Origin of the sequence: [Clostridium] symbiosum ATCC 14940, from assembly GCF_000466485.1 — a bacterium.
Lineage (GTDB): Bacteria > Bacillota > Clostridia > Lachnospirales > Lachnospiraceae > Otoolea > Otoolea symbiosa.
The window spans coordinates 1-24,278 of the sequence record NZ_KE992799.1 but is presented as its reverse complement, the minus strand read 5'-3'; the positions used below and the strand labels follow the sequence as shown (position 1 = coordinate 24,278).

General features: G+C 50.1%; 20 protein-coding genes and 1 tRNA gene. 3 read left to right on the top strand and 18 right to left on the bottom strand.

The window, feature by feature from the left end; translation table 11 throughout:
- Nucleotides 1-99: 99 nt before the first annotated feature.
- The 4 genes from CLOSYM_RS01220 to CLOSYM_RS01205 form a co-directional block, all read right to left on the bottom strand.
- Complete coding sequence (locus tag CLOSYM_RS01220) at nt 100-1,248, bottom strand: ATP-NAD kinase family protein (RefSeq protein WP_021640632.1); 1,149 nt, start codon at nt 1,246-1,248, stop codon at nt 100-102.
- A gap of 138 nt (nt 1,249-1,386) precedes the next feature.
- A complete protein-coding gene (gene gcvPB / locus CLOSYM_RS01215; RefSeq protein WP_081697035.1) occupies nt 1,387-2,949 on the bottom strand; it encodes an aminomethyl-transferring glycine dehydrogenase subunit GcvPB in 1,563 nt (520 codons plus the stop codon).
- Nucleotides 2,950-2,971: 22 nt separating this feature from the next.
- A complete protein-coding gene (gene gcvPA, locus CLOSYM_RS01210) occupies nt 2,972-4,363 on the bottom strand; it encodes an aminomethyl-transferring glycine dehydrogenase subunit GcvPA (RefSeq protein WP_003497871.1) in 1,392 nt (463 codons plus the stop codon).
- A gap of 44 nt (nt 4,364-4,407) precedes the next feature.
- Entirely contained in the window at nt 4,408-5,202 is a 795-nt protein-coding gene (locus CLOSYM_RS01205) for an SDR family NAD(P)-dependent oxidoreductase (RefSeq protein ID WP_003497872.1), read from the bottom strand.
- Between the two features lie 495 nt (nt 5,203-5,697).
- Here CLOSYM_RS01205 and CLOSYM_RS01200 point away from each other — a divergent pair, with 495 nt between their 5' ends.
- Both CLOSYM_RS01200 and CLOSYM_RS01195 read left to right on the top strand, forming a co-directional pair.
- On the top strand, nt 5,698-7,440 hold the full coding sequence (locus tag CLOSYM_RS01200) for a sigma-54 interaction domain-containing protein (protein ID WP_003506051.1): 1,743 nt from the start codon (nt 5,698-5,700) through the stop codon (nt 7,438-7,440).
- Between the two features lie 285 nt (nt 7,441-7,725).
- On the top strand, nt 7,726-9,336 hold the full coding sequence (locus CLOSYM_RS01195; RefSeq protein ID WP_003497874.1) for a Na+/H+ antiporter NhaC family protein: 1,611 nt from the start codon (nt 7,726-7,728) through the stop codon (nt 9,334-9,336).
- A 131-nt stretch (nt 9,337-9,467) separates the two neighbouring features.
- Here CLOSYM_RS01195 and CLOSYM_RS01190 read toward each other — a convergent pair whose 3' ends face one another.
- From CLOSYM_RS01190 to CLOSYM_RS01120, 14 genes are all read right to left on the bottom strand, one after another.
- Nucleotides 9,468-10,607, bottom strand: a complete 1,140-nt coding sequence (locus tag CLOSYM_RS01190) for an aminotransferase class V-fold PLP-dependent enzyme (protein ID WP_021640627.1) — start codon at nt 10,605-10,607, stop codon at nt 9,468-9,470.
- A 17-nt stretch (nt 10,608-10,624) separates the two neighbouring features.
- Entirely contained in the window at nt 10,625-10,864 is a 240-nt protein-coding gene (locus tag CLOSYM_RS01185; protein WP_003506047.1) for a putative Se/S carrier protein, read from the bottom strand.
- A gap of 18 nt (nt 10,865-10,882) precedes the next feature.
- Nucleotides 10,883-11,089 (bottom strand): sulfurtransferase TusA family protein, encoded by a 207-nt coding sequence (locus tag CLOSYM_RS01180; RefSeq protein ID WP_003497877.1) that lies wholly within the window; start codon nt 11,087-11,089, stop codon nt 10,883-10,885.
- An 18-nt stretch (nt 11,090-11,107) separates the two neighbouring features.
- A complete protein-coding gene (yedE, locus tag CLOSYM_RS01175) occupies nt 11,108-12,205 on the bottom strand; it encodes a YedE family putative selenium transporter (RefSeq protein ID WP_021640626.1) in 1,098 nt (365 codons plus the stop codon).
- Between the two features lie 20 nt (nt 12,206-12,225).
- Nucleotides 12,226-14,136: a selenocysteine-specific translation elongation factor gene (gene selB / locus CLOSYM_RS01170; protein WP_003506044.1), complete on the bottom strand. Its 1,911-nt coding sequence runs from the start codon at nt 14,134-14,136 to the stop codon at nt 12,226-12,228.
- Nucleotides 14,129-15,553 carry an L-seryl-tRNA(Sec) selenium transferase gene (gene selA, locus CLOSYM_RS01165; protein WP_003497884.1) on the bottom strand — a complete coding sequence of 475 codons (1,425 nt, stop codon included), beginning with the start codon at nt 15,551-15,553 and terminating at the stop codon, nt 14,129-14,131. The genes selB and selA overlap by 8 nt, the downstream gene beginning before the upstream one ends.
- A 32-nt stretch (nt 15,554-15,585) precedes the next feature.
- Nucleotides 15,586-15,679, bottom strand: a tRNA-Sec gene (locus CLOSYM_RS22685).
- 272 nt (nt 15,680-15,951) lie between these two features.
- Nucleotides 15,952-17,067 (bottom strand): glycine/sarcosine/betaine reductase complex component C subunit alpha, encoded by a 1,116-nt coding sequence (gene grdD, locus CLOSYM_RS01160; protein WP_021640625.1) that lies wholly within the window; start codon nt 17,065-17,067, stop codon nt 15,952-15,954.
- Between the two features lie 14 nt (nt 17,068-17,081).
- The gene (gene grdC / locus CLOSYM_RS01155) at nt 17,082-18,650 is read right to left on the bottom strand and encodes a glycine/sarcosine/betaine reductase complex component C subunit beta (RefSeq protein ID WP_021640624.1); all 1,569 of its coding nucleotides are present in this window, start codon (nt 18,648-18,650) and stop codon (nt 17,082-17,084) included.
- Between the two features lie 123 nt (nt 18,651-18,773).
- Nucleotides 18,774-19,247, bottom strand: a complete 474-nt coding sequence (gene grdA / locus CLOSYM_RS01150) for a glycine/sarcosine/betaine reductase complex selenoprotein A (protein ID WP_081459675.1) — start codon at nt 19,245-19,247, stop codon at nt 18,774-18,776.
- 91 nt (nt 19,248-19,338) lie between these two features.
- Entirely contained in the window at nt 19,339-19,668 is a 330-nt protein-coding gene (gene trxA / locus CLOSYM_RS01140) for a thioredoxin TrxA (protein WP_003497890.1), read from the bottom strand.
- Between the two features lie 29 nt (nt 19,669-19,697).
- Complete coding sequence (gene trxB / locus CLOSYM_RS01135) at nt 19,698-20,651, bottom strand: thioredoxin-disulfide reductase (protein ID WP_021640623.1); 954 nt, start codon at nt 20,649-20,651, stop codon at nt 19,698-19,700.
- Between the two features lie 14 nt (nt 20,652-20,665).
- Nucleotides 20,666-21,982 carry a glycine reductase complex selenoprotein B gene (gene grdB, locus CLOSYM_RS01125; protein WP_081459676.1) on the bottom strand — a complete coding sequence of 439 codons (1,317 nt, stop codon included), beginning with the start codon at nt 21,980-21,982 and terminating at the stop codon, nt 20,666-20,668.
- 54 nt (nt 21,983-22,036) lie between these two features.
- Nucleotides 22,037-23,317 (bottom strand): glycine/sarcosine/betaine reductase component B subunit, encoded by a 1,281-nt coding sequence (locus CLOSYM_RS01120; protein ID WP_003506037.1) that lies wholly within the window; start codon nt 23,315-23,317, stop codon nt 22,037-22,039.
- Between the two features lie 367 nt (nt 23,318-23,684).
- Here CLOSYM_RS01120 and CLOSYM_RS01115 point away from each other — a divergent pair, with 367 nt between their 5' ends.
- The gene (locus CLOSYM_RS01115; protein ID WP_044902030.1) at nt 23,685-24,056 is read left to right on the top strand and encodes a TnpV protein; all 372 of its coding nucleotides are present in this window, start codon (nt 23,685-23,687) and stop codon (nt 24,054-24,056) included.
- The last annotated feature ends 222 nt before the right edge of the window (nt 24,057-24,278 follow it).

The following is a 24,278-nucleotide window of genomic DNA, read 5'->3' as shown; positions in this document are numbered from 1 at the left end:
ACGACAACCTCCAACCGGGGACGGAAGACTCAGAAAAACTCCCCCTCGCCACACCGGCCCCGGTCCGTTCCGGACGCGTCCTCCATCCTCAATTACTCATCAATCTATTGTCACCCTGCACATTGTATATTCCCCATACCCGGTGACCGCACGGTAATACCCGCAAAGGGAAAGATTACACGCCTCATCATAGGTATCTACCAGCAGCGGCCGTCCTCCCAGCGCCGCCAGCTTTGCCTTTGTCGCCAGTATGATAATATTTTCTTTCCCGATTTCTTTTATGACATCCGGGGTAAGCTGCTGGTTGCCGCGGCCGAACAGATAGCCCTGGCCTCCGGTTACCGTCACGATCAGTTTTGTTCTTCTTCCTTTAATATATGACAAAATCGTATCCCCGTACAAATCGGCCGCCACAAGCTTTTTGCCGCATATCAGATCTACTCCGATCAGAGTATTCTTTAGACCCAAAAGATGCATGATTCCCCTGGTCGTGGTTCCCGCGCCGATGAGATAGCAGGTCTCCGGTTCCATCGCTTCTATTATATCATAGGCAATCGCCTCAATCGATGCCGTCTCAGAGACGGGGGTCGGCGCTTTGCGGTTCTGTGTCAGCGTCTTTTCCTTCGGCACCAGAAGATAACCATAAAGCCTTGTGCTTAACTCCTCTCTCCGGTACCGCTCTTCATCAATGTCCAAAACCTCCAGTTCCTCCGTCTTCTGCACCTTCCCGGTGAGCCACATAAGAGCCAGCCGTCCGGCAGCCTGGGGATTTTTCGCATAGACCGGCGAATGAATCTTTACGCCGGCCGGGATTCCCACACAGGGCACCTTCAGCTCCACTGCCTCGTAAATGTCCCTGGCCGTCCCGTCACCTCCCGCAAATAATAGCAGGTCCACTTGTTCTTCCAAAAGCTTCTTTGCCAGCTCTATTGTATCTGCCGCATCCGTATGTCCTGCAGCCGTATACCCCGAATCCGCGTCCACAGCGTCCGTTCCGGCCGCCGTTAAAAGCACCGTGGGAAAATCAAGGCTCTTTGCCAGCTCTCCGCCCATATCACCGGGATATGTATAAACAGTAATCTGATCTCTGATTTCAATAAGCTTTGTGAGCGCCGCTTTTACACGTTCTCCGGCTCTTGGCTGCGCTCCGCGCCTGATTGCTTCCTCCACCACATGATCCGTTCCTTTGAGCCCCACACTGCCGCCCATGCCTGCAATGGGATTAATAATAAGTCCTAGCTTCTTCATCGGCCCTCCATAAAAAGCAGGACTGCTTTAAAATGATACCCACTTCAAAGCAGTCCTTCTTATATCTGTATCACAGCGTCTTCTACAACCGCATTGCGTTAATAGTTTCTTCTATAATATAGTGTATCACAAAGAATCTCAATCGCTGTATTTTTTTAAGTACATTTTCCATGTTGTTGCCCATCTGGCCGGATCATCCATACCGGATTCATCCACCTGATGCGTGACACTTCTATGAGGCGCCGTCTTAATGATATCAGGATTCTCATGAGCCTCTTTAAATACATATTTCAATGTCTCGATATATTCATCGATATCTTTCTTGGAAGGTGTCTCGGTAGGCTCCAGCGTCATCGGCTCCGGCAGATAGAACGGGTGATGGGAGGTCCAGTAATGCATCCCGAAATCCATCATGCGCCTCTGGATATCCAGTGTGCTGATACCTGTTTCTTTTTCCATCGTCTCCAGCGAATAGCGCGCCTGTTCGATTCTCTGGTTGTTGCCGTCCTCATAATAGGCAGTCACCTCCGGAAGCTCCATCAGCTTCTTAAACATATAATTATTATTGAGAACTGCGGTCTTGGCCACCTGATACAGGCCGTCCGGTCCCATGCTGCGGATCCAGCAGTATGCCTTGAGCACAACCGGAGCCACGCCGTACCATTCCCTTACTTTACCCACTGCGCACGGATTACTGCAGATGTCATAATTAAGGAAATATTTCTCACCGTCATAGTCCACAATCGGAGCCGGAAGGTATTGAACCAGATCCTTCTGCACTCCCGTTGCTCCGCAGGCCGGACCGCCGCAGCCGTGGGGCGTGGAGAATGTTTTGTGGAGATTGAAGAAGCACATATCAAAGCCTGCGTCTCTTGCCCTTGTGACGCCCAACAGCCCGTTTGCATTTGCCTGGTCGTATCCGCAAAGACCGCCGATGGAATGGATATAATCCACAAATTCTTTCACATGACTGTTATAAACGCCGGTATCCTCCGGATTTGCCACAATATAACCTGCCGTTTTAGGCCCCGCCGCAGCTTTGAGCTGCTCTAAATCGGGAACGCCCGTCTTCTCATCCGGCTGTAGGTAAACGATTTTAAAGCCGGCTACCGCAGGAGCGGCCGCATCGGAGGGGTGGGAATAAATCGTTGTGATAATCTCATCCCTGTCTTCCCCTTTATCTTTAAAATAAGCTCTCATGACCGAGGCCATCGTTAAGATTCCCTGGGAACCTCCGCCCGGCTGGAAGGTGAAATGATCCATACCGGAAATTTCACTCATGTATTTGTCGGTCTCATGAAAAATCTCAAGCATCCCCTGCACTGTATCCGCATCTTGAAGAGGATGATATTCGCGGATTAAAGCAGATAACTGCTCATTTACCTTCGGGCTGTATTTAACCGTACAAGTGCCCTGTCCAATCTCAATATTAACATCTGCGCCCAGAGTCTGCTGCGCCAGCCTGGCATAGTGTCTTAAGACACGGCTCTGGGAAAGCTCCGGCAGGTTCAGCTTCGTATTTCTCTTCATACCTTCCGGAAGCGCATCAACGCCTTTTGTCTGTCCGGCTATCTCTTCATCCGGAGCGCCCACTAAGATTCCGCGTTCGCCCGGAGTGCTAAGCTCATAAATTATCGGCTCATCCCATTTTGCCTGGTGGAAATGAACTCTGACCTTTTCTGATCTATCTATTCTTTTCACGTTATCATTCCTTTCTGAAAGCTTATTTGGTGACTTCATAAAGCGCTTTAATTAAAGTATCGATATCTTCTTTCGTATGGATTTCGGTTACACAGTAAAGAGCCGACTCGGACAGTCCGGGGAAATCCTCCGATAAGTCCTTGCCACCGAAAATCCCTTTATCAAGCAGGGCTTTATTAATCTGTTTCACCGTTTTTCCTGTTCCGCTGAAATCCACGACGAATTCTTTAAAGAAGACACTGCCGAACGGATTGGCCTTCACTCCCGGAATCTCATTTATCTTAGCGGCTGCATACTGCGCATTGGACATGATAATCTGTCCCACCTCTTCCATGCCCTGCGGGCCCATGGTTGCCAGATAAACCCCTGCCGTAATGCCCCAAAGAGCCGACTGGGTTCCAACGTATTCTTTGCCGTGCTCCCTGTGGTGTCCAAATGACGTCCTGTCATAAGCCACGTCTCCAAAGCCGTACTCTCCCGGCTCTGTCGTTGGGGCAATGCCAAAGAGACGGGACGGGAATTCCATAACATATTTTTCTTCATCTCTAGTCGCCATAAAGCCGGACTGGCCGCCGCCGTAGTTCATATGAATGCCCAGCGGCTGCAAATCACCGCAGACGATATCTGCGCCGTAGGATGCCGGCGTTGCGAGTACCCCGAGGGAAATCGGATCAATGCCGACAAGGCTGAGTCCCCCGGCCGCATGTACTATATCGGAAATTTCCTGTCCGTTTTGCTCAATCACACCGAGATAACCCGGGTTCTCAAAATATATGCCGACAGTATCTGCGCCTGCTTTTTCCTTCAGATCCGATAAATCGATGAGTCCTCTCTCATCACATTTTACCTTCTCAAAACGGAGGCATGACTCTGCATAGTTTTCCATGATTTTCAGCTTCTCGGCATCGATATACTCCGGAACCAGGACTACGGAACGGTTCGTAATCCGCTGAGCCATCCTGACCGTCGTGGCGGCCGCCTGCGCCCAGTCCATCGTCGGCACATTGACCACTTCCATATCGACCAGCTCCGCAACCATGCTAGCATATTCAAACAGCGACTGGAAGCGACCCTCGTCATTATACGGCTCTCCGCCGTATGCGGTAAGAAATTCGCCTTTGCCGTTGATTTCATCGCAAATGGCAGGAACATAGTGCTGCCAGCAGCCGGCGCCTAAAAAATTAAGGTTTCTGTGACAGTCCGTATCCTTTGAGAGGACACGCTCCACGTGTCTTTTCAATTCATATTCAGAACGAAATGCCTTTGGAAGGTTCATTTCATTTTTTAATTTTAACAGTTCGGGTACGTTCTTATGAAGCTCCTCTAATGAGCCAAGACCGATTTCACGGAGCATTTCCTCCTGTACTTCCGGAACCGAGTTTGGTATGTAAGGATGGCTTTCAAATCCTTTCATGTGCTTGTTTCCTCCTTTATATGCTGAATATCTATATTTTATGGTTAAGCGATTCCGCCGCCGTCTACTACTAATGCCGCTCCCGTCACCCAGCTTGATAAATCACTTGCAAGGAATAATACTGCATTGGCAATATCCTCCGGCATTCCGATTCTTTTGAGCGGCCTGTCTGTTCCGCAGTCCTTTAAGTAAGCATCCTGATCCGCTTCTTCTTTTACTATTCCCGTCTGCCTGCCTTCGTCGCGCAGCATCGCCGTGTCGGTGTCGCCCGGATTTACACTGTTCACCCGGATATTCTTCGGGCCGTGATCAATCGCCATCGCCCTCGTGGCATTGACGATACCGCCCTTCACCGCACAGTAGGCAACCGCCTGATCTCCGCCCTTGAGTCCCCAGCCCGAGCCGGTATTGATAATGCTTCCGCCGCCGTTGGCCTCCATTACCGGGATTACATGTTTGGAAAACAGGAACATTCCCTTAAGACCTACATCGAGTACAAAATCCCATTCCTTTTCCGTAAGGTTATCGATTGTTTTACGGACCGTAACGCCTGCATTGTTATGTAAAATATTGATTGGCCCGTACTTCGTCACCACATCGTCCACCGTCTTTTTAACTTGTTCCTCACTCGTCACATCACACTGAAAAAAGGTAACATCCCTGCCGGCCGCTCTTAGTTCCTGTGCTTTTTCTTCTCCTTTGGGGCTGATGTCCACCATGGCGACTTTCGCTCCATATGCCGATAAAATCTCCACAACTCCCAGCCCGATACCTGAACTTCCGCCCGTGACAACTGCAACCCTGCCTGTCAAATTCAATGGTTCTTTCTTTTCTAACATTCTTTTCCTCCTTTAGATTTCCTCTCATCTCCCTTTTAAATTACCAAAGCGGGAGTCAACACTTTCTGTCCTACTATTTAGCAATCATCGTGCCAACTTTCACAGAATTTTTGCTCAGATTTGGATTTTACGTTGAAAATATTTTTAAAGTCTGCAATATCCCATTAAAATCCGGGAATTTTATCGTTTATAAAAAATCACAGGTCTACATTCTACCATATATTTTCATTCCTCTCCTTTTCAATACCAAATAAAATTGCCAAAATTGCGATTTACCGCTTGTCATTTGTCAATTATTGTCAATTGACACATAATTGCCAAATTTGCCATTTTTACTGTCATTGCTCCTGAATATATGGTATAATGTCCGCATAGCACAGCGGGCATTATTCCGCGTATAAACGGTTTCTGCGTCCGCCGCAGTAATCCGGCGCTAAATCCCACACATGTTTTCATATGGGCACTCAGCATCACCATCAATAAAGGAGGAATAACATGGCAAATCTGGAGGAAATCCGTGCCTCGGCCGAAAGGCTGGTGACTGCCGTCAGCGATGCGCTCCGTCTGGAAATCGCTATCTTTGACGACAGCAGCAACCTTTTCTTCTGCACCCCTACCTACTTAAAGAAAAAAGGCCGCGTGGTACACGCGCCCTTTATACGGGAAGTCATTGAAAACGGCAGCGTTCTTGTCAACAAGCCCGGTGAAATGCCGTCCTGCATTGGCTGCCGTTTTAAAGAACACTGTCCATCCACGATAGAGGTTCTGTGCTGCATTCATGCCGGTACTGAAATCGCGGGAGTGGCATCTTTTACTTCTTTTACAAAAGAGGGACAGCGGCGCATTATTGACAGCACGGCTGTTTACCTGAATGCAATCACCGAACTGGCCAACCTGATAGGAGATCTTCTGGCCAATAAAACGGGAAAGAGCGGTTTTGCCAATCTGGACGCCACACTGGCCGCATCCATGGAGCTATGCCCCCAGCCGGTGCTTCTCACCGATCCCCACGGAGTGATCTTGCAGTATAACCAGATGGCTTCCAACTTTCTTAAATTCTGCAACAGTACAAGTTCATCCCTCTGGCAGCTTTTTCCGGAAGCCGTTGTCAGAAAAATCATGGACGGCACTAACCTGTTCGAGAAAAACGTGACGATTGGAAACATGGCTACTAAGATCACGACGCGGGCCGTCATGAACGGAGAGCAAATCAGCGCTTTTTTCATCCGGCTTTCCGGAGAGCTATCCGAGCCGGAGGCCGAATCCGGATTTTTTGGAAGAATTGTCGGCCAGAGCTCTCAGATTGAAACAATCCACCGGCTGATTAAAAAAGTAGCCGACAGCCCTACCCCGGTCCTAATCACAGGCGAAACCGGAACCGGGAAGGAACTGGTGGCCCGCGCCATTCACGAACAAAGCTGCCGCAGTAAATATCCCTTCGTTGCAGTAAATTGTTCGGGTATTCCCGATACTTTATTTGAAAGTGAGCTGTTCGGGTATGAAGAGGGGTCTTTTACCGGTGCGAAAAAAGGCGGTAAAATCGGTAAAATAGAAATGGCACAGGGGGGAACCCTGTTTCTGGACGAAATCGGGGAGCTGCCGCTGTTTGCCCAGCCCAAGCTCCTGCGGGTTCTCCAGGAATATGAATTGGAACGGGTCGGTTCTAATAAGAAGGTTCATCTGGACATCAGAATAATCGCCGCCACAAACAGGAGCCTCAGCGAAATGGTGGCAGAGCGCACATTCCGAGGGGATTTGTTTTACAGGATTAATGTGATCAATCTGAAGCTGCCGCCTCTGCGTTCAAGAAGGGAAGATATCATGCCTATCGCCGCCAGCTATCTCGAGCATCTCCGGTCCAGAATCCGGACCCCTCTGAAAAAGTTCGCTCCGGAGACTGAGGAACTGCTGGTCTCCTATGACTGGCCCGGCAATGTCCGTGAGCTTCAGAATATGCTTGAATATGCTGCCAATCTCTGTGAGACGGATACGCTGACTCCGGCAGACCTGCCGGAAATCCTGACTTTGAAAGCACGGCCATGTGAAAAAACGGAACCCGGACCGGCCGCGGTGCGAAACAGCGGAGAGCAGGCGCTTGCCGGGCTGCTGGAAAAATACGGGTATACCTTAGAGGGAAAAAAACAAATCGCAGCCGAGCTGGGAATCAGTCTCAGAACACTTTACCGCAAGCTTAACCGCCTCAGCATACAGCAGCCTGATATTACACTGCCACGATAAAGTTCTTTACATTTAATTGACAGACTTTACCATATGTCATTTCAAACTGTCATTTAACTGACAATTAATATCTCGTTTTAGTGAAACCAGCTTGTAAATATATTTTCTATCTGTCCTTTTTTGCCTGTTATCCATACACTTTTCATTTTTCTTCACCTCATTCGTCCTTTTTGGCACGTTATTTGCTTTTTAATCCGGCATAAGCGGCCGGCTTAACGGAGGGGTGCATCCCTAATAATAAAAATGAGGATGACACCGGCCGGCCGACAAAAAGGAGGAAGATATATGGATATGCAAGTCAACTATGGGATACTGGCCTTAGTTCCGCCTATCATCGCTATCGGTTTATGTTTTGCGACAAAGCAGGTTCTAATCTCCATGTTCGCAGGCCTCTTTGCAGGTTCACTGATCATCAGCAGCTGGAACCCGCTGGGGGCATGCTCCTATGCATTATCTGTCATTTCCAGCAATATGGCGGATAATGTAATACTGTTACTCTTTACCCTCTTTATGGGTGTCGGAATTTCCTTCATATGGAAGCTGGGAGGCAGCTTTGCACTGGCGGAAGCCGCGAAAAGGCGTTTTAAAAAGAGGCGTTCTGTTTGTCTGGGCACATGGGGGCTTGGAATGGCCTGCTCCGTCAACGATTGTCTGGTTGCCGCCGTTGACGGCAATGTCTTCCGTGACATATGCAAGGATTACAGAATTTCTTCTGAGAAACTGTCCTATGTATTAGACTCTACCGCAGCTCCTGCGGCCGCCTTATTTATTTCCGACTGGATCGCCTATCAGATCAGTATGATCGAACAGGGTCTGGAACAGGCCGGAATCACCGGAATTTCACCGGTCAGCGCTTACATAAAAGGTCTGCCGTTTAACATGTATTCTATATTCACTCTTATTTTCGTAGGCATGTTAATGTATACCGGACGCGATTACGGCCCCATGCTGAAGGCAGAGGTCCGTGCCCTAAAAACGGGGCAGTACACCAAGCCGGATGCAAACCCGATGCTTGATGTCGGCAATGAACTGGGCGAACCGAAACGCACCAAACCAATGATCCGCTCCTTCGTCCTCCCGATTGCAGTGGCGTTTACGATTATTATATCCGGTATCATTTACACGGGCTACACAAATCCGGCCAGAACCGCCACCGGCATTATGGCAATTCTCGACGCATGTGACGCGCAGATGGCTCTTTACTGGGGTTCCTTCGGCATGGCGGTAACGGGAATTGTGATCGCCCTCACCAGCCATATCATGACATTTGAGGAAACGATGAATACGATTGTAGACGGTTTTAAGCTTATGGCCTTAACCGGAGCAATTCTTGTTATGGCATGGTCCTTAGGCTCCGTCACCAAAAGCATGGGGCTGGGCGCTTTCGTAGCTCAGTATGTCGGCGCCAGCATCCCGACCGGTCTGCTTCCGCTTCTCGTTTTAGGATGTTCCATTCTCGTTGCCTTTGCCACCGGAACGTCCTGGGGCACAATGGCTATCATGACGCCTTTGGCTATCCAGTTAGGCTATACGCTCACCGGTGATGTAGAATTCTCAGTCGGCATGTGCGGCGCAGTTCTTTCCGGCGCTATCCTGGGTGATCATGCTTCACCGGTATCCGATACCACGGTTATGGCCTCCATTTTCTCCGGTGCGGACCATATCGACCATGTCGGAACACAGCTTCCATATGCGCTGACTGTGGGAGGTGTCATCGCAGTTTTATACCTGATATTCGGCTTTACCGAGATTTCGCCGTTTGTTCTGCTTCCAATCGGTGTAGTCATGCTGTTTTTCCTGCAGATCATTTTGCACAAGATTTATATGAAACGCTATAATATTGATCCGAACTATACAAAATTCATGACTGAAGATCATGTAAAACAGGACGCCTGACAAAGAGGGCAAATCAGCCCCCGTTCTAAACGGGGAGCCGGTTAAAGAAACATACAGATGCCCTCAAATGGGTTGAAAAAGGGACACCGCGTCAGTCAGTGTCCCTTTTCTTCATTACCTTTATTTATTATTTATACACCTGCCAGCTCTCCAACCGCCCGTATCCCCGCTTCAATCTCATCCTCGGTGTTGAACCAGGAAAAGCTGAACCGTACAATGCCCCGTTCCACTGTGCCCAGGGATTGGTGCATCAGAGGCGCACAGTGGGCGCCCGGCCTGGTGGAAATCCCATAGCCGACTGCCAGCTCATCACTGACCTGCGCTGAGTCATAGTCCCGGATATTGAGCGCCACAATCGGAGCGCGGTTGTCATCTGAAAAATCTCCGTAAATCCGCACGCCGGGAATCTCCTTTACTCCATCATGAAATTTCCGCATCAGCTTCATCTCCCTGCCGTGAATCGCCTCCACGCCAACTTCTTCTATAAACGACAGCGCGGCATGAAGCCCCGCTATCCCATGGCCGTTCAGGGTTCCTGCTTCCAGGGCCGCAGGCATCTGCGAAGGCTGCTCTTTATTGTAAGTCTGAATACCGCTTCCGCCTGACTTTAGCGGTGAGATATGCAATCCCTCCCGGACACAAATCCCTCCGGTCCCCTGGGGACCGTACAGGCCCTTGTGCCCGGTAAAACACAGCACGTCTATATTCATGGCCTGCATATCAATCTCCAGGGTCCCGGCTGTCTGAGATGCGTCAACAATGAATAAAAGATTGTGTTCGCGGCAAAAGTTTCCTATTCGTTTCAAATCCACGCTGTTGCCGGTCAGATTGGACGCATGCGTACAGACGACCGCTCCGGTATCGGGCCGAAGGGCTGCCTCCAGTCCTTCACAGTGAAGCTCACCCCTCTCACCGCAGCTCAGAAATGAAAGCTCTGTTCCCATTGTCTCCAGCCGGTAAAGCGGACGCAGCACGGAATTATGTTCCATCACCGTGGTTATTACATGGCCGGAACCTTGTAACAGCCCTAAAATTGCCGTATTCAGAGCTTCGGTGGAATTGGAGGTAAATGCAGTCTGCCTCGGTTCCCCTGCGTGAAACAGCGCTGCAAGCCGCACACGCGTGTCATAAATAAGGCGTGACGCATCCATGGAAGCCTCATAGGCCCCGCGGCTGGAATTACCAAGGTTTTTCAATGCCTCTGTCACCGCATTGATCACACAGTCCGGTTTTTTCAGCGTCGTTGCGGCATTATCAAAATAAATTCCCATCCTAATCACTCCCCTCCTCAAAACAGCATCTGCACCATATCTTCCCATTCAACATTTTCCTTCTTCAGCAGGATTCCCAGCCGCCCTTTTTCACCTTCAGGCGAGCACCAGGCCAGGCCGCAGCCTGCCGAAAGTTCCCTGGGCACGGGTATAATCCGGCCCGGAATCTTTTCGGCTTTACAGCTTCGCTCCAGTTCAATGGCCCCTGCCGTAGTGTGAAACGTAATAATTACCTTCGGCTCTTTTTTCCGTATCACGGCGCTCCCCCATCTCTTCTAATTTATCAGAATTTCAAATTCCGTATCTTTATCCGTCACAGATACCTGCCTGCCCTGGCTCTTCGCATATTTTTCCACATTCTGCCTGGCGTATGCTTCACTGACCAGCACCCTCAACGGTACGCCGGATCCGGATTTTAACGCCTGCGCTGTAAGCAGCACCGGCTCCGGGCAGGATAAACCTCTTGCATCCACTTCGTTCATCTCTATTCCTCCTGATTATTATTTTTTATCTGTCTTCTCTCTCTTTTTAAATCCTATCAGGAACAGCACTCCAATACTGACAACGAGAACTGTCTTTCCGGCCGGCGTGAGTCCGCCTGACACTGCCTCTGCCGTCTCCGTAGCTGCCGCCGCCGCCCCTGCCGCAAGCCCGAAGTTATGACAAAAAGCCGCTCCTACCAGCAGTCCCAGGAAAGTCACCGCTGAATCGGACGACCCCTGACCGGCCAGCACAAGCTGCCTCAGAGGGCAGCCTCCCGCCAGTACGGCAGCAAACCCCACCGCATACAGACCAAGGAAATTCCAAAGATGATGGGAATGGGAAATGGGCTGGCCCTCAAATGAAAGTTTAAAACCGCCCGTCAACAGGTTAAAAGCAAGCATTACGATGAAAAAGCCGCCGATAATCGATAACAAATCAAAGTTTTTCATCAAAAACACGTCACGGAGGCTGCCCGCAAAGCAGGCCCTGTTTTTCTGGGCTATTGCACCGAATAAAAGCCCTGCGGCCAAAGATATGAGAACAGGGGCATGCATGCTGCCGGGGCCTGTCTCGCTGCTCGCAAATAATGCTGTAACATTATATAATAGAAGCAAAACTATCAGAAGTACGGGCAGCACCGCCCCCGACCCGTTTGACGACGGATAGGCCCGGCCCAGGGTAAATCCCCTCTTCAGCGCCGCCGTACCGGTGAATACGCCTGCGCCAAAGCCCAGCAGCCCGACATAGGCATTCAGATCTCCGGCCGACATGCGGATAAGCATGCGCAGCGGGCATCCAAGGAATGCCAGGGAGCCTGCCATCATGATGAAGCCCAGAAGGAAACGGAGCATCGGTGAAGAACCGGCTGCAGAACGGTATTCCTTTGTTATAACTGCTATCAGGAACGCTCCGCAGACGAATCCGGCTATTTCCGGCCTCATATATTGTACCGCAGAGGCTGTGTGGAGTTTCATGGCTCCGGCAGAGTCCCTGATAAAACAGGCGACACAAATTGCCATATTCTTTGGATTTCCCATAAAGGCCAGAAGCGCGCCCAACAGGCCCATCACCGCTCCGCTCATCATTAAGGTTCTTTTATTCTGACTGATATTCATCTGCTCCCACTCTCCCTTTATTATTTATATAATATACGGACATCTCCCTGCTTTTTTGTTATCTTGCGCTGGTCAAATGCATCCAACAGCATGACTGCATATTTTCTGGAGGTTCCCAGAAGATCCCGGTACTCTGCAAGTGAGATATCAGGATGCGTATCCAGATGGTTTTTGAGGACAAAAACCGCCTTTTCCCATTCCTGTTTTCCCATATAGATGCCGGGGGCGGCTTTGACCAGAGCATCCTGCCTGACCAGTTCCGTAATAATCTGCCGGGCCTGCTTTTTATCCTTAAAGCCGTTAATCACTTCATCTATCGTCGGCGCTTCCACACCGGCTAAGCGGTAACGCTCCCGTATGGCCTCCATCATACCGGACAGTTCACCGGAACAGCCTCCCGTATAACCGTTCAGGGCAGCCGTACTTCCGGAAACGGTCACGATGCCGCGTTTCACCAGCTCCTGGAAAAGCTCTTCGGACCGTTTCGCATCCTTCAGATAAAAATGTTCCGTCAGACGGCTTTTCAGCTCCTCCTTTTCGATACCGGAGGCAATGGGATTTGCCTCATGAAAACGGTTCAGGCATTGCTTTGCAAACTCGGTGATTATGTCCCAGTACTCTTTGTGAATACAGCTCTTTCCGTTGACGGCCAGAATTTTCTTCTGCTTTTTTAACTTTTCCAGCAGCTCCTCCGTATGGGCGGGGGCTGCATTCAGTCTCAGCGACAGCTCGGAAAGCTCCGGAAAATATCTGCTTCTCTCCTTTATAATTGCTTCCAATACTTCATCATCCCGGCCGTATTCCTTGATTTTGAGAATATCCAGCGCCTCCTTCTGACAGCGCTTATGTTTTCCGGCGTCCGCCTCCAGGATGACTCCGCCCCCAAATGTCTCCACAGGGGAATAAAAGCGGATAATAAAGTGATCTCCGCGTTTAACGGAAACCGGTTCGTCAAACCGGAGCTGTGCATAGGCCTCTTCTCCCGCTTTTATTTCATCACAATCCAAAAGAACCACTTTACAGATGGACTGAGCCGAACCGTAACTGATGTGTACCCGGTCCCCATTGCAAAGCAGACGCCGGGAGCTTTTAAAAAGCCGCACTCTGGCGTCAAGCTGGCGGCTGACCGGCATGGAACCCACAGCCGCAAGAATCTCTCCGCGCTCCAGTTCCTCCTTCTTAATTCCCGCCAGATTGAGGGCCGTGCGCTGGCCGGCATAAGCAGTTTCCGCCTTCTCGCCGTGATTTTCAATTCCTCTTATCTTGACAATGCGTCCCTGGGGATAGACTTCTATCTCCTGGCCCAGCCTGCAGCAGCCTTCCAGCAGCGTGCCCGTCACCACCGTGCCAAACCCCTCCATTGAAAACACTCTGTCTATGGGAAGACGAAACAGTTCCTGCTCATCCCTGCGTTTTGCCGTATCCCGAACCGCTTCTAGTATCATTTTGCGCAATGTCTCTATATTCTGCCCGGTATAAGAAGATACGCGGACAGACTGGGCATTTTCGAGGAAACTTCCCTTCACCATCTCCCTCGTGTCCTCTTCCACCATATCCGCCCATTCTTCGTCCACCATGTCAGCCTTGGTGAAAACCAGTATTCCCTGCCGTATGTCCAGCATTTTGAGTATCTCAAAATGTTCGGTTGTCTGAGGCATTACCCCCTCATCCAGCGCCACTGCCAGCAGCACCAGATCAATGCCGCCGATTCCGGCCAGCATGTTTTTGACAAACCGTTCATGTCCCGGTACATCGATGATTCCAATGTGCTGCCCTTCCTCCCCGGACAGACTGGCAAATCCAAGCTCAATTGTGATGCCTCTCTTTTGTTCCTCTTTCAGCCGGTCTGTATCCGTGCCTGTCAATGCCTTAATCAGACAGGTTTTACCATGATCCACATGACCCGCCGTACCGACTATTACATTATGCATCCTGCCACCTCACCTGATTCTGTTTCGAAAATGCCTCCCGGATCCATTTAAATTCCGTCTCTTCGATGGTCCGCACCGACAGCCACAGCTTATCGCGCGCCACTCTTGCAATGATCGGAAGTTCCTCTTTGCGCAGCAGCCGTTCTGAACGCTCGGCGTTAAAGTCCTCCCCTGATACGGTTACCGCATAACCTTCCAGCATCACCAGAGGCGCAGAGCCTCCGCCCACCTGATCCCTGCACGGCTCCACCATAAACTCCAGGGAAGGCGCTGCTTCAGAGAGCTGACCGCACAGCTTTTCAGCCTTCTCTTTAAGCCGTATCCCTGTCTCCGTAATCATGCGCAGAACGGGGATTTCCCGCATAGCCCGCTTGGAATCCTGGTATTCGAAAAATGTCGCCTCCAGGGCGGCCAGCGTCATTTTATCCACGCGGAATGCTCTTGCCATGGGATGGCTCTTCATCCGGTCCACATATTCCTTTTTACCGATGACAACACCGCACTGAGGCCCTCCGAGAAGCTTATCCCCGCTGAAAAGCACCACATCAGCTCCCTCTTTCAGCGCTTCCGTCACAGTAGGCTCTCCGATGCCGCAGCCGCTTAAATCCGTCATCAGCCCGCTGCCCATGTCATAAATAACCGGAACAGAAAATTCCTCCGACTCATCCCTCAAAGCCGCCAGCTCCCGAATCGATACTTCCTGCGTAAAACCGACAATCTTGTAATTGCTGGTATGCACTTTTAAAAACGCGCCGGTCATCTCTCCATGAAACGCCTTTCTGTAATCAGCCGGTTTTGTCTTATTCGTGGCGCCGACCTCCAGCAGGTGCGCGCCGCTCTCTTCCATGATTTCCGGTATTCTAAAGGATCCGCCAATCTCCACCAGCTCGCCTCTTGAGGTAATCACCTCTTTTCCGCGGGCCAATGCCGAGAGGCACAGCATGGTGGCCGCGGCGTTATTATTCACGACCATAGCGGCCTGCGCTCCGGTAATTTTCCTGATCAACTGCTCCACATGGTCATGGCGCGAACCTCTGCTGCCTTTCTTTATATCGTATTCCAGGTTTGAGTAATAACCGGCCGCCTCCAATACGCTCTCGCAGGCTCTCCGGGATAGATTGGCTCTCCCGAGATTGGTGTGCAGGACAACGCCGGTGGCGTTGATGACACGGCGCAGGCTTTTTCCCTGCTCTTCAAAGACCCTTTGTTTCACCAGTCCGGCCAGCTCCTCCACCGCCGGGATTTCCTCTCTTCTCCCATCGATTATCTCTCTTCTCACCATATCAATCACCTCGCGCAGCGTCTCCACAACTACCTGCCGCGGCATTATTTCCGTAAAAAAAATAAGATGCTCATCCTGCAGCATCTCATCAATTTTAGGGAGTTTTCTCAGTAATTCCTGATTTTTTCCCATCATTATCACTCCTTCTGCCCCGGATATGGTTTGAACGGAGGAGGTGGGAATCGAACCCACCCGGGAGGCTCTTAACCCCCCACAACGGTTTTGAAGACCGCGAGGCACACCAGCAACCTATCTGCCTCCATATCCTTTAACAGTCCTAACAACAGGCCCATTGGGCTGTCATTATACTATCATGTATTAAATTGTATGTCAATTCTCATATTTGAATCAGGCCCGGATCCTGCCTCTGTTACTGTTCACACCATGCCAAAAAGCGGCATGCTGTAAACAATAACACGCTTCGCGATGCACAGAATCTGCAAAAAACGCAGTTTCGCGCCGTGAAACTCGGGATTTTCGGAGGACACTGTCCTGTGCTGTTTCCAGACAGTATCCCTCTCTCCCTCCGTCTCTCATCCGATGTATCCGGCTTCTTTCAGCGCGGCAACTGCTTTATCACGCTCCGCCTCCGCCATAAGCACGATCGGACCGGTGCAGCCCATTCCGCTTTCCGCATATATTCCGGCTTTCCACAGCGTTTTTACCGCATCCTCCAGATCCATCACTTCAATGCCCGGGATCTGGGCGGTGCAAATTACCTTGGGCGGCATTTTTACATTATCTGAAGCTGCTCCCTCTTTACCGGAAGCATTCAGTTCTTTCAGAATTTCCTGAAGGCCGGCCTGATTTGCTCTTGAAAATTCTCCGGCGGCAATTTCCTTCCATCCCCGGCTCACCAGATTCGCGGCAAACTCCACCGCTCCGGCGATAACCGGCGCTCCCGAGGCCCTGGAGACAATCAGAATCAGACGACCGTAACCGGGACCGATTCCCGGACCGTAGCCAAAGCCCAGAGACTCATAACTTCCTCCGGATGTATAGGCGGACAGAAGTTTTACCATCAGGTTTCCGGTGAGAGAATCCATAACCATGATATCCGGCGTTCCGCAGAGCAGATCATTGCCGCGCATCACAATGCCGCCGTCCGACCTTGCCGAATCTGCAAAGCGGATATCATATCCGCCTTCTTTTAATCTTAACAGGGCGCGCTCCGCCTGTCTGGCTCCGTCAACATTGGCGATTCCCACCGTTGGCGATTCAATTCCGTCGGCTTTTGCGGCAATCACCCCATAGACTGCATTTTTAACCATGCCGCACACACGGTCGGTATCGGAAATGCCGGTTGTGGCCGCCAGATACATGGGTTTTCCTCTTGCAGGAGTCACCACCTTACCTACCGTGGCAACTCCTACAGGAAACGGATAGTGCATCGTCACCGCGCCGTCTATCTCTCCTGCATCCAGCATCTCCTCCATTTTCCTGTGGATATCTCCGCCTTCAATCAGTATTACTTTATTTCCTGCTCTTTCGATAAGACGCATTGCCTCATCTATATTTTCCCTGCCATGCTCACTGCCTTCCGAAGCGAAGCCAATCACCGGCTTTTTGCCATACCGCCCCGTTTCCAGAGCATCCGCCACCTCAAGAAAGGTCTCTGCGATCATCGCCTTGATTTTTCTTTCAGACATAGTTTCTCCCTTTCCTATGGCTCCGCTGATTCCTCTTCCCCCATCAGACCTTCTGCAAACGTCCTCATGGCCCGGCCTATCAGGGCTTTTATCCGGCTTTCATCGATGGCCTCTTCTTTCCCGGACCCTGCCGAACCGTCGTTAGCCTGAACCACAAATGACACTCCGTCGAAAAGGTTCGTCATTCTGCCCAGGAAAAGGCTGCCTTTACCGATAATCATGGCACGGCTGATTTCTCCGCCAAGCATCTCATCGCGCATTGCTCCCAGATATGGTATCCCGGACGGAATATGGCCCTGGGTCGGCGCCCAGCCGGTCATCCCGTGTTCCTTTACGAAGGACTTGATTTCGCTCCGCTCCAGTTCGCCCTTCTTAACGCCCAGCGCGGCGATCATTTTATAGTTTGCCTCCGGCACGTCTCCGGCGCCGGCCGGCTTTGTGATATCGGGATTCTGCATCTCGGGGGCATATTTGTCAATATCCGGAATCTTCAGTCCCGCTTTCTCAAGGGGCGCCGTCACCAGAGACGAAATGACATTCTGCGGCGCTGAACCTGTTCCGATGGTATGATATCCAACTATATCCGTACAAAGCTGCGGATTGACGCCGTCGTCAGCGCTCAGCAGCGCTGAAAATCCGGCAATGGCATCCTCCAGAACGGGAAGTCCTTTTTTCACATGATCCTTGGCATTCATTCCAAGCTTTGCGGTGCAGCCTCCCGCGGTCACTACCACATTTTTGAATGTTCCTGCCTGCACCAATGCCGCTGCGTGCAGGAGTGCGTGGGCAGGCCCTGCACAAAAGCCCCTGACATCGCTTCCTGTTGCATTGACGAAACCGGCAATTTCCGCCGCCGCTTTTGCAAAATTCCCGCCGCCTCTCTGATTCATATCGCCGCATGCTTCCTCACAGCAGTCTATAACGTAATCCACAGAGTCAGGGGCAACCCCTGCTTTGTGAACCAGCTCCAGAAGGGAGAGGACATTCGAGGCTTTTGTCACAAGATTTTCCAGCATCACATGGGCTGACAGGTTTACATCCACGTCATGTGCTCTTTTAACGGCTCCGACAAGCACATTGTTGTGATACAGTCCCTCTGCATGCTCTTTTTCCACCAATTCGTTTATATAATCTGATGAGTTGTCATTTTTATCTAAAACCGCCAGCTGTTCCTCTGTAAAAAGCTTCTGTTTTTCCAGCTTTTTCTTCACTCCGGCGGCAAACTCCCGTTCAAGCATTACCAGTTCAAATGCGTCACAGATTTGGATTAATCCATAAAATTCATCCTGCGGCATTATCTGCCCATATCTGCCTTCGCGAACCGCTCCGCTCCATTTTTTATCGTAATAAGGAAATTCCGTGGCAGCTAAATCAGCCGGTTTTGCATTCCCGATGTACACCTGATTCGGTATGTAATTCACTGCATCCTCAAAGCTTCTCAAACGTCCCGGAAGTTCTTTTAAATACTCTGAATCCGGATTTACTACCCTCTCCGTCGTCTGTGTCGTCCCATTATGTAACACCATATCGGGCGTGATTGCCAGTGTATAGCTGGCGCCTTTTATAACCGGATACCCATTCATGTTTTTACCTTCACCTCGTTAAATTTGGAAGAAAGCTGTGGAGAATCCGGGAATTGATACCTGACGGTTTCCTATATTCTTCAGGATACCGATTCTCCGGATTCTGTATCAGCCTCTCACGGATTACAGGTATTTACAAAATTCCTCACGGATGGTGGTCATTTCTTTCGTAATGTCATCGACATCCAAAACCATCTCCATCATGCTGATCTGTTCATCGTAAACACCTTCGTCAACCTCTGACTTAACTCCATCTTCACAAATGTGATAAACACGTAGTCCCAACTGGACTCCTGCTAAAGGACCTGCGAATGTGGGATCACCTGCGGTTACGGTTTCAGCAGCAAGACCTGCCGCCTCTCCTTCTGCCGCACCGAGAACGACTACTATGTTCTCAGGACCGTACTGGTCTGCATAATCCTTAATTCTTTTTTGATTCTCCAGATCCATAGCACCCGCGCTCGTTCAGACAAAGCATTCGGTAGATGAATAAACTACGTCAGCGCCTGCCGTCTTCACGCATTCTGCTATGGCAGGGCCCGGAATGCCGTCGCGGTCGCCAATTATAACGACCTTTTTGTCTTTCAAAATTGCCATATGCGTTCCTCCTTACCTGTTTTTAAAGTTCCAACCGGAACCATCCATCTATAACAACGCTCCTGAACGGGGCGGCTGTTACCTTAAACTTCTAATTGTCCGCCTGCAAATTAGCTTTAATCATTGCCTCGATATTCTCCGGTGTTGCCTCATCTTTGACGCATTCCTGGATTTTTAATCCATCCTTATAAACGGCAATGACCGGAAGTCCCAGCACTTTCTGGCCGATAGCCAGCCTGCGTGCTTTCGTCGTATTCAGCGAAGTGAATTTCATCTGTTTTCCATAGGTGTCCTCCATCGCATGGACATGCGGCATCAGCGCCTGACAGGGAGCGCATCCGTCTCCGTAGAAATCGACGAGAACCGGTCCTTTTGCTTTCAGCACCTCTTCCTCAAAGTCGTCCTTGGTTAAATCTACCATGGTGTTACCTCCTTCTTATAATCGGCCTGTCAATAAACATGGCCGTCCAGTTCAGCGATATATTTTTCTGCCTGCATAGCGGCAATTGCGCCGTCCGAAGCTGCCGTCACTACCTGGCGGAAACTCTTGACCCGGACATCTCCGGCGGCATAGACACCGGAAATGCCGGTGTGCATGTCTTCGTCCGTCTTGATATATCCTTTTTCCATGTCAAGGAGCCCTTCAAACAATTCGCTTCTCGGCACGTTGCCGATGAATCCGAATAAGCCAAACATACCGTCATCCGGATCCGCATCCACTCTCGTAAGTTCCCCTGTCTTCACATTTCTGACCGTCATCCCGGACAGGATTCCGTCCCCGTGAAGCTCTTCCACCACACTATCCCACATGAAATTCATCTTAGGGTTCCTGAATGCCTTCTCCTGGATGGATTTTGCCGCGCGAAGCTCATTCCTGCGGTGTATTACGGTAACCTTTCTGGCAAATTTGGTCAGGTATATGGCTTCTTCCACAGCGGAATCGCCTCCGCCCACAACAAATACCTCTAAATCTTCAAAGAAATTGGCGTCACAGGTCGCACAGAAGGAAACGCCCTTTCCTACAAATTCGCCCTCCCGCCTGCATCCAATCGGCCGCGCGTAAGCTCCGGTGGCAATTATCAGTGCCCGGCACTGATATGTGTCCTTTTTACCGTACAGCTTCTTGACAGGCCCCTCGAGTTCCACCCGGTCAATCGTATCGCATGCACGCTCCGCGCCGAATCTGGCCGCCTGTCTGGTCATACGGTCAATCAGGGAAGGGCCGCTTTCCCCCTCCACAATCTGCCCCGGATAATTCTCAATTTCATCTGTAATGGCAATCTGCCCGCCGTCCCTGGCTTTTTCGATAATCAGCGTGGACAGGCGGTATCTGCCGGAATAAAGTCCTGCCGCAAGTCCGCCGGGACCTGCGCCGAGTATGATTACATCATAAATTTTGTCCATCTGTTATGCTCCTCTTACTTCTTCCACTCAAAAACGGTCTGCTCCGTCACAGGGGTCTGCAGGGCCTCGAGTGCCTTCCCGACAATCTGTCTGCGGATATCCATCTCCTCCTCATGAGTCAGGGCCGGATTGCCGAGAGGATGGGGGATCGCAACAGCCGGAACAATCCGGTTCGCTCCAACCGTCAGGGAAATCGGTACGACCGTGGCAATATGAACCACCGGAATACCATAAGCTTCAATTGCTTTAACCATCGTTGCACCGCAACGAGTACAGGTCCCTCAGGTGGAGGTCAGGATCACGGCGTCCACATGGTCGTCAACCAGCTTCTGTCCGATTTCCTTCGCATATTTCGTAGCGTTGGCAACGCTTGTTCCATTGCCGACCGTTGTATAGAAATATTGGTGAAGGCTCCCGATTTTTCCTTCCTTTAAAAATTCACGAATAATATCCACCGGCAGTACACGATCCGCATCCTGATTTGCATAGGAGGGATCATATCCGCCATGGGCCGTCTCATAAGACTCTTCCGTTAAATCCGTCACGTCTTCGATATTATAACAGCCATACTTGGAGGCGCTGGATGATTCAATGTGATCCGGATTCCCCTTTGGTACAATACCGCCGGATGTGACAAGCGCGATTCTTGCAAAGGCCATGTTTTTTATCGCCGGACCGGGCTCTACCCTGTCAAAGCTGGGCATCGGGTATTCCGTCACATACTCTCTGCCGTTTAATTTGTTGACCAGCATATCGACCGCACGGCCGGCTCCTGTCTTTTCCTCGAAAAAGTTGACCCGGATCCCGTTCGGCATATACCCCTCTTCCTTCGATGAACCAACGGGTTCATTTTTTACCAGCTTAAGCGCTAAAGGAGCCATCTTTTTTACCGCCCCGCGCATTCCTGCGGCGCTGTTTTTTGTTTCACAGATGTAGACCTTATTCTTATACATATCTGCGCCCGGATTCTCTTTATACATGCCGGTTACAACCGGAATTCCCAACTGTTCTTTTACCGCTGCGGCAACCGTGCCGCACGCCACGCCGTACCGCCCGGCGTTGAATGCAGGACCGCAGATTACGCCGTCCGGATTTTTTTCTCTGATCATCCCGAGAACCGTTTCCGTAGCAGTATCCACATTCTCATTAAAATAGGAGTCGCCGCAGATTATGGTGGCCACAATCTCCGCTTCCTCTCCGAAGGCCTGGGCAAAAGCCAGTCCCGGCCCCATTCCGCCCTCTCTCATCTCAGGCGGATAATCGGCCTTTTCTTCGCCGCCGATATTGGCAAAGAACTGATTTATATAATGTACAAACTTTAATTTTGCCATTTTATTCATTCCTTTCAATCATTCAGGTTTGAAAGCGCTTCGCGCTGTCTGATATTACCGGGCGCTCAAACGGTTGAATCCCATCTCGTTGGTCGCTCCCGTGATCACCTGCAGCTCCGCTTCAATAGAACCGTCCTCTTTCAGGCTGCCGTCAAATCCGCCGGCAATAATATCCGCCACTTCCGGATAACCAATCACCTTGTCCATTGGCGGCAGGGTAATCAGCATGTTGGCATTGCCTCCTGTTACGACGGCATCCGCTGCCGCATCCGCGTCGGCCAGAGACTGGGAAGCTCCGTCACGCCCGGCATATTCATCGGTGATGATAACCGTCTTTATGCCTTTTGCCTCGATTTTCCTGCAGTTCATGATAAGATCGGTATCCGGATTGCCGAACCCTTCCTGGGAGACAATGGCCCCATCGACGCCCAGCCATTCGCACAGCTTAGCCGTGGCATCCGAGGAACGCATCTTATCGGCAAGGTACACATTCTCATTGGTTATAATCACACCCACAAAATTCAGTGTTTTTCCATGTTCTTCAAACAAATGCTTGATAACCGGATTATTCAGATGGTGATACGTAGTATTCTTGTCACAGGCAGATACACAGTTGCCGCTCAAAACTGCGCCGTCCATGGTCTCTGTCGGACAGAGAATCGTGGGAAGAGACTGTTTCATATCCACCCCGTACACGTAGGTGTCATGCATAAGTCCCTGGCTCTGGAGCATCAGTACATACGCCACTCTCGGAAGATCCGGATACAGCCTGATGCCCTCCTTGACGGACGGTGTTTCATATGTTTCCACAGTTTCGGCCGTGATGTCTTTTGCCAGTTTCCCTATGTAATCGGCAGTTTTCAAGCCTGCCATGCGCACTGCCTTCTCATGAGCGTGCTTTTCGATCCCCTCAATTGGTTCACACACAACAACCAGATTGTGAAGCTGCGAAAACGGAGTGTACTGCGCTCCGGTTCCGCTCATGTCAATAATCCCCTCCTGAAAACCTACAATCTTGCCGGCCGTGACAACGCCGCAGCCGCGCAACACATTGGTTCTGCCGCTCCCCACAGTGGCTACTTTGGAAATGATACCCGGGAATAGTCCGCCGTCCCCGCTTGTTTTTACTCTCGGCTCAATCACGTCCTTAACCGGCATAATACGGATACTGTCCCCCGGATGTGCAACTTCCAGCTCCACCGACTTCAAATTCCCGTCCTCCAGCAGAATTGCTTTCAGTTCTTCTTTATTCACAGTAACCGTACCGCCCTCTACCCTGGATTCAGATCCGAACCGGATATCCCTGATTGGAATAATTCCTAATTCAAGCTTCATCTTTCCGCTCCTCCTTCTTTCTCCCTAAGCCGGATCCACACTCCCATTCGGCTTATAAAAGAATTTTACTGATTCACTCTAAATATAAGCAATTTCCATGCCAAAAAAGAGCAGCCCCCCGCAAGCTTTTAAAAACCATATTCCGGGACCGCCTTCCTGCTCACGGCAGAGGGAATTTTGACATCTACCATTCTGTCAATTGGCAACGATTTGTCAACATTGTCATTTTCGTGCAGCAAGAAAAAAAGACCGGCCTGAAGGGACACTTCACATAAGGAAGTGTCCCTTGCGGCATTTATAAGTATTTGTAGTGACGGTTGGATATGATGAATTTGTAGGAAAACTAAATATATCGGAGGAAACTACAATGAAATCTTTATTCGAACAGTTAGGTGGTACTTATAGCAAACAAAGCGATTATCTCATTCCAAATGTCACATTTCCTAAAAGTGAAAAAAACGCTATTGGTATTTATGGACAGCGACACTTGCAATACTTACAAGAGCACCGCAGGTTGACTTATATCAATTTGCTTACATGCGGAGAGCTTAATGAATATCTTTCCGAGGTTGACAAACAAGCACGAGAGCGTTTTTGTCGGATTGTAAAGCAGTTAAAAACAACACAGGATATCACGGAACAACTGAAGGCTGACAGTCCTATGGAATGGGTTAGAAAAATGAATTGTATTAGGCAACAAGCGGAAGAAATTGTTTTTAAAGAACTGATATATTGCTAATGTTAAGCGGCATTAGTGTACAACTGATGCCGCTATAGTATTATTATTCGTAGGTATAAAAGCGTGACGTATTACATATACGATTAAGTTTCAAAATATGTTGATAAAAATTTGGAATTCAAAAACTCTGTCTGCCTCAAAACAAGTACAAATAAAATCGAATATTATATAAATGAAAAATGCTTGATGGCTGACTTGAAAAAGTAAATTCCAGTGCAAGAC

Coding starts and splice junctions, on each gene's coding strand:
- trxA (WP_003497890.1), bottom strand. CDS start 19,668: ATGGTAGATTTAACCAAGGACGACTTTGAGGAAGAGGTGCTGAAAGCA.
- CLOSYM_RS01190 (WP_021640627.1), bottom strand. CDS start 10,607: ATGGGAATTTATTTTGATAATGCCGCAACGACGCTGAAAAAACCGGAC.
- CLOSYM_RS01220 (WP_021640632.1), bottom strand. CDS start 1,248: ATGAAGAAGCTAGGACTTATTATTAATCCCATTGCAGGCATGGGCGGC.
- trxB (WP_021640623.1), bottom strand. CDS start 20,651: ATGGACAAAATTTATGATGTAATCATACTCGGCGCAGGTCCCGGCGGA.
- CLOSYM_RS01180 (WP_003497877.1), bottom strand. CDS start 11,089: ATGAACGAAGTGGATGCAAGAGGTTTATCCTGCCCGGAGCCGGTGCTG.
- CLOSYM_RS01120 (WP_003506037.1), bottom strand. CDS start 23,317: ATGAAGCTTGAATTAGGAATTATTCCAATCAGGGATATCCGGTTCGGA.
- gcvPA (WP_003497871.1), bottom strand. CDS start 4,363: ATGAAAGGATTTGAAAGCCATCCTTACATACCAAACTCGGTTCCGGAA.
- CLOSYM_RS01200 (WP_003506051.1), top strand. CDS start 5,698: ATGGCAAATCTGGAGGAAATCCGTGCCTCGGCCGAAAGGCTGGTGACT.
- CLOSYM_RS01115 (WP_044902030.1), top strand. CDS start 23,685: ATGAAATCTTTATTCGAACAGTTAGGTGGTACTTATAGCAAACAAAGC.
- grdD (WP_021640625.1), bottom strand. CDS start 17,067: ATGTCTGAAAGAAAAATCAAGGCGATGATCGCAGAGACCTTTCTTGAG.
- yedE (WP_021640626.1), bottom strand. CDS start 12,205: ATGAATATCAGTCAGAATAAAAGAACCTTAATGATGAGCGGAGCGGTG.
- selB (WP_003506044.1), bottom strand. CDS start 14,136: ATGCATAATGTAATAGTCGGTACGGCGGGTCATGTGGATCATGGTAAA.
- grdC (WP_021640624.1), bottom strand. CDS start 18,650: ATGAATGGGTATCCGGTTATAAAAGGCGCCAGCTATACACTGGCAATC.
- CLOSYM_RS01195 (WP_003497874.1), top strand. CDS start 7,726: ATGGATATGCAAGTCAACTATGGGATACTGGCCTTAGTTCCGCCTATC.
- CLOSYM_RS01205 (WP_003497872.1), bottom strand. CDS start 5,202: ATGTTAGAAAAGAAAGAACCATTGAATTTGACAGGCAGGGTTGCAGTT.
- selA (WP_003497884.1), bottom strand. CDS start 15,553: ATGATGGGAAAAAATCAGGAATTACTGAGAAAACTCCCTAAAATTGAT.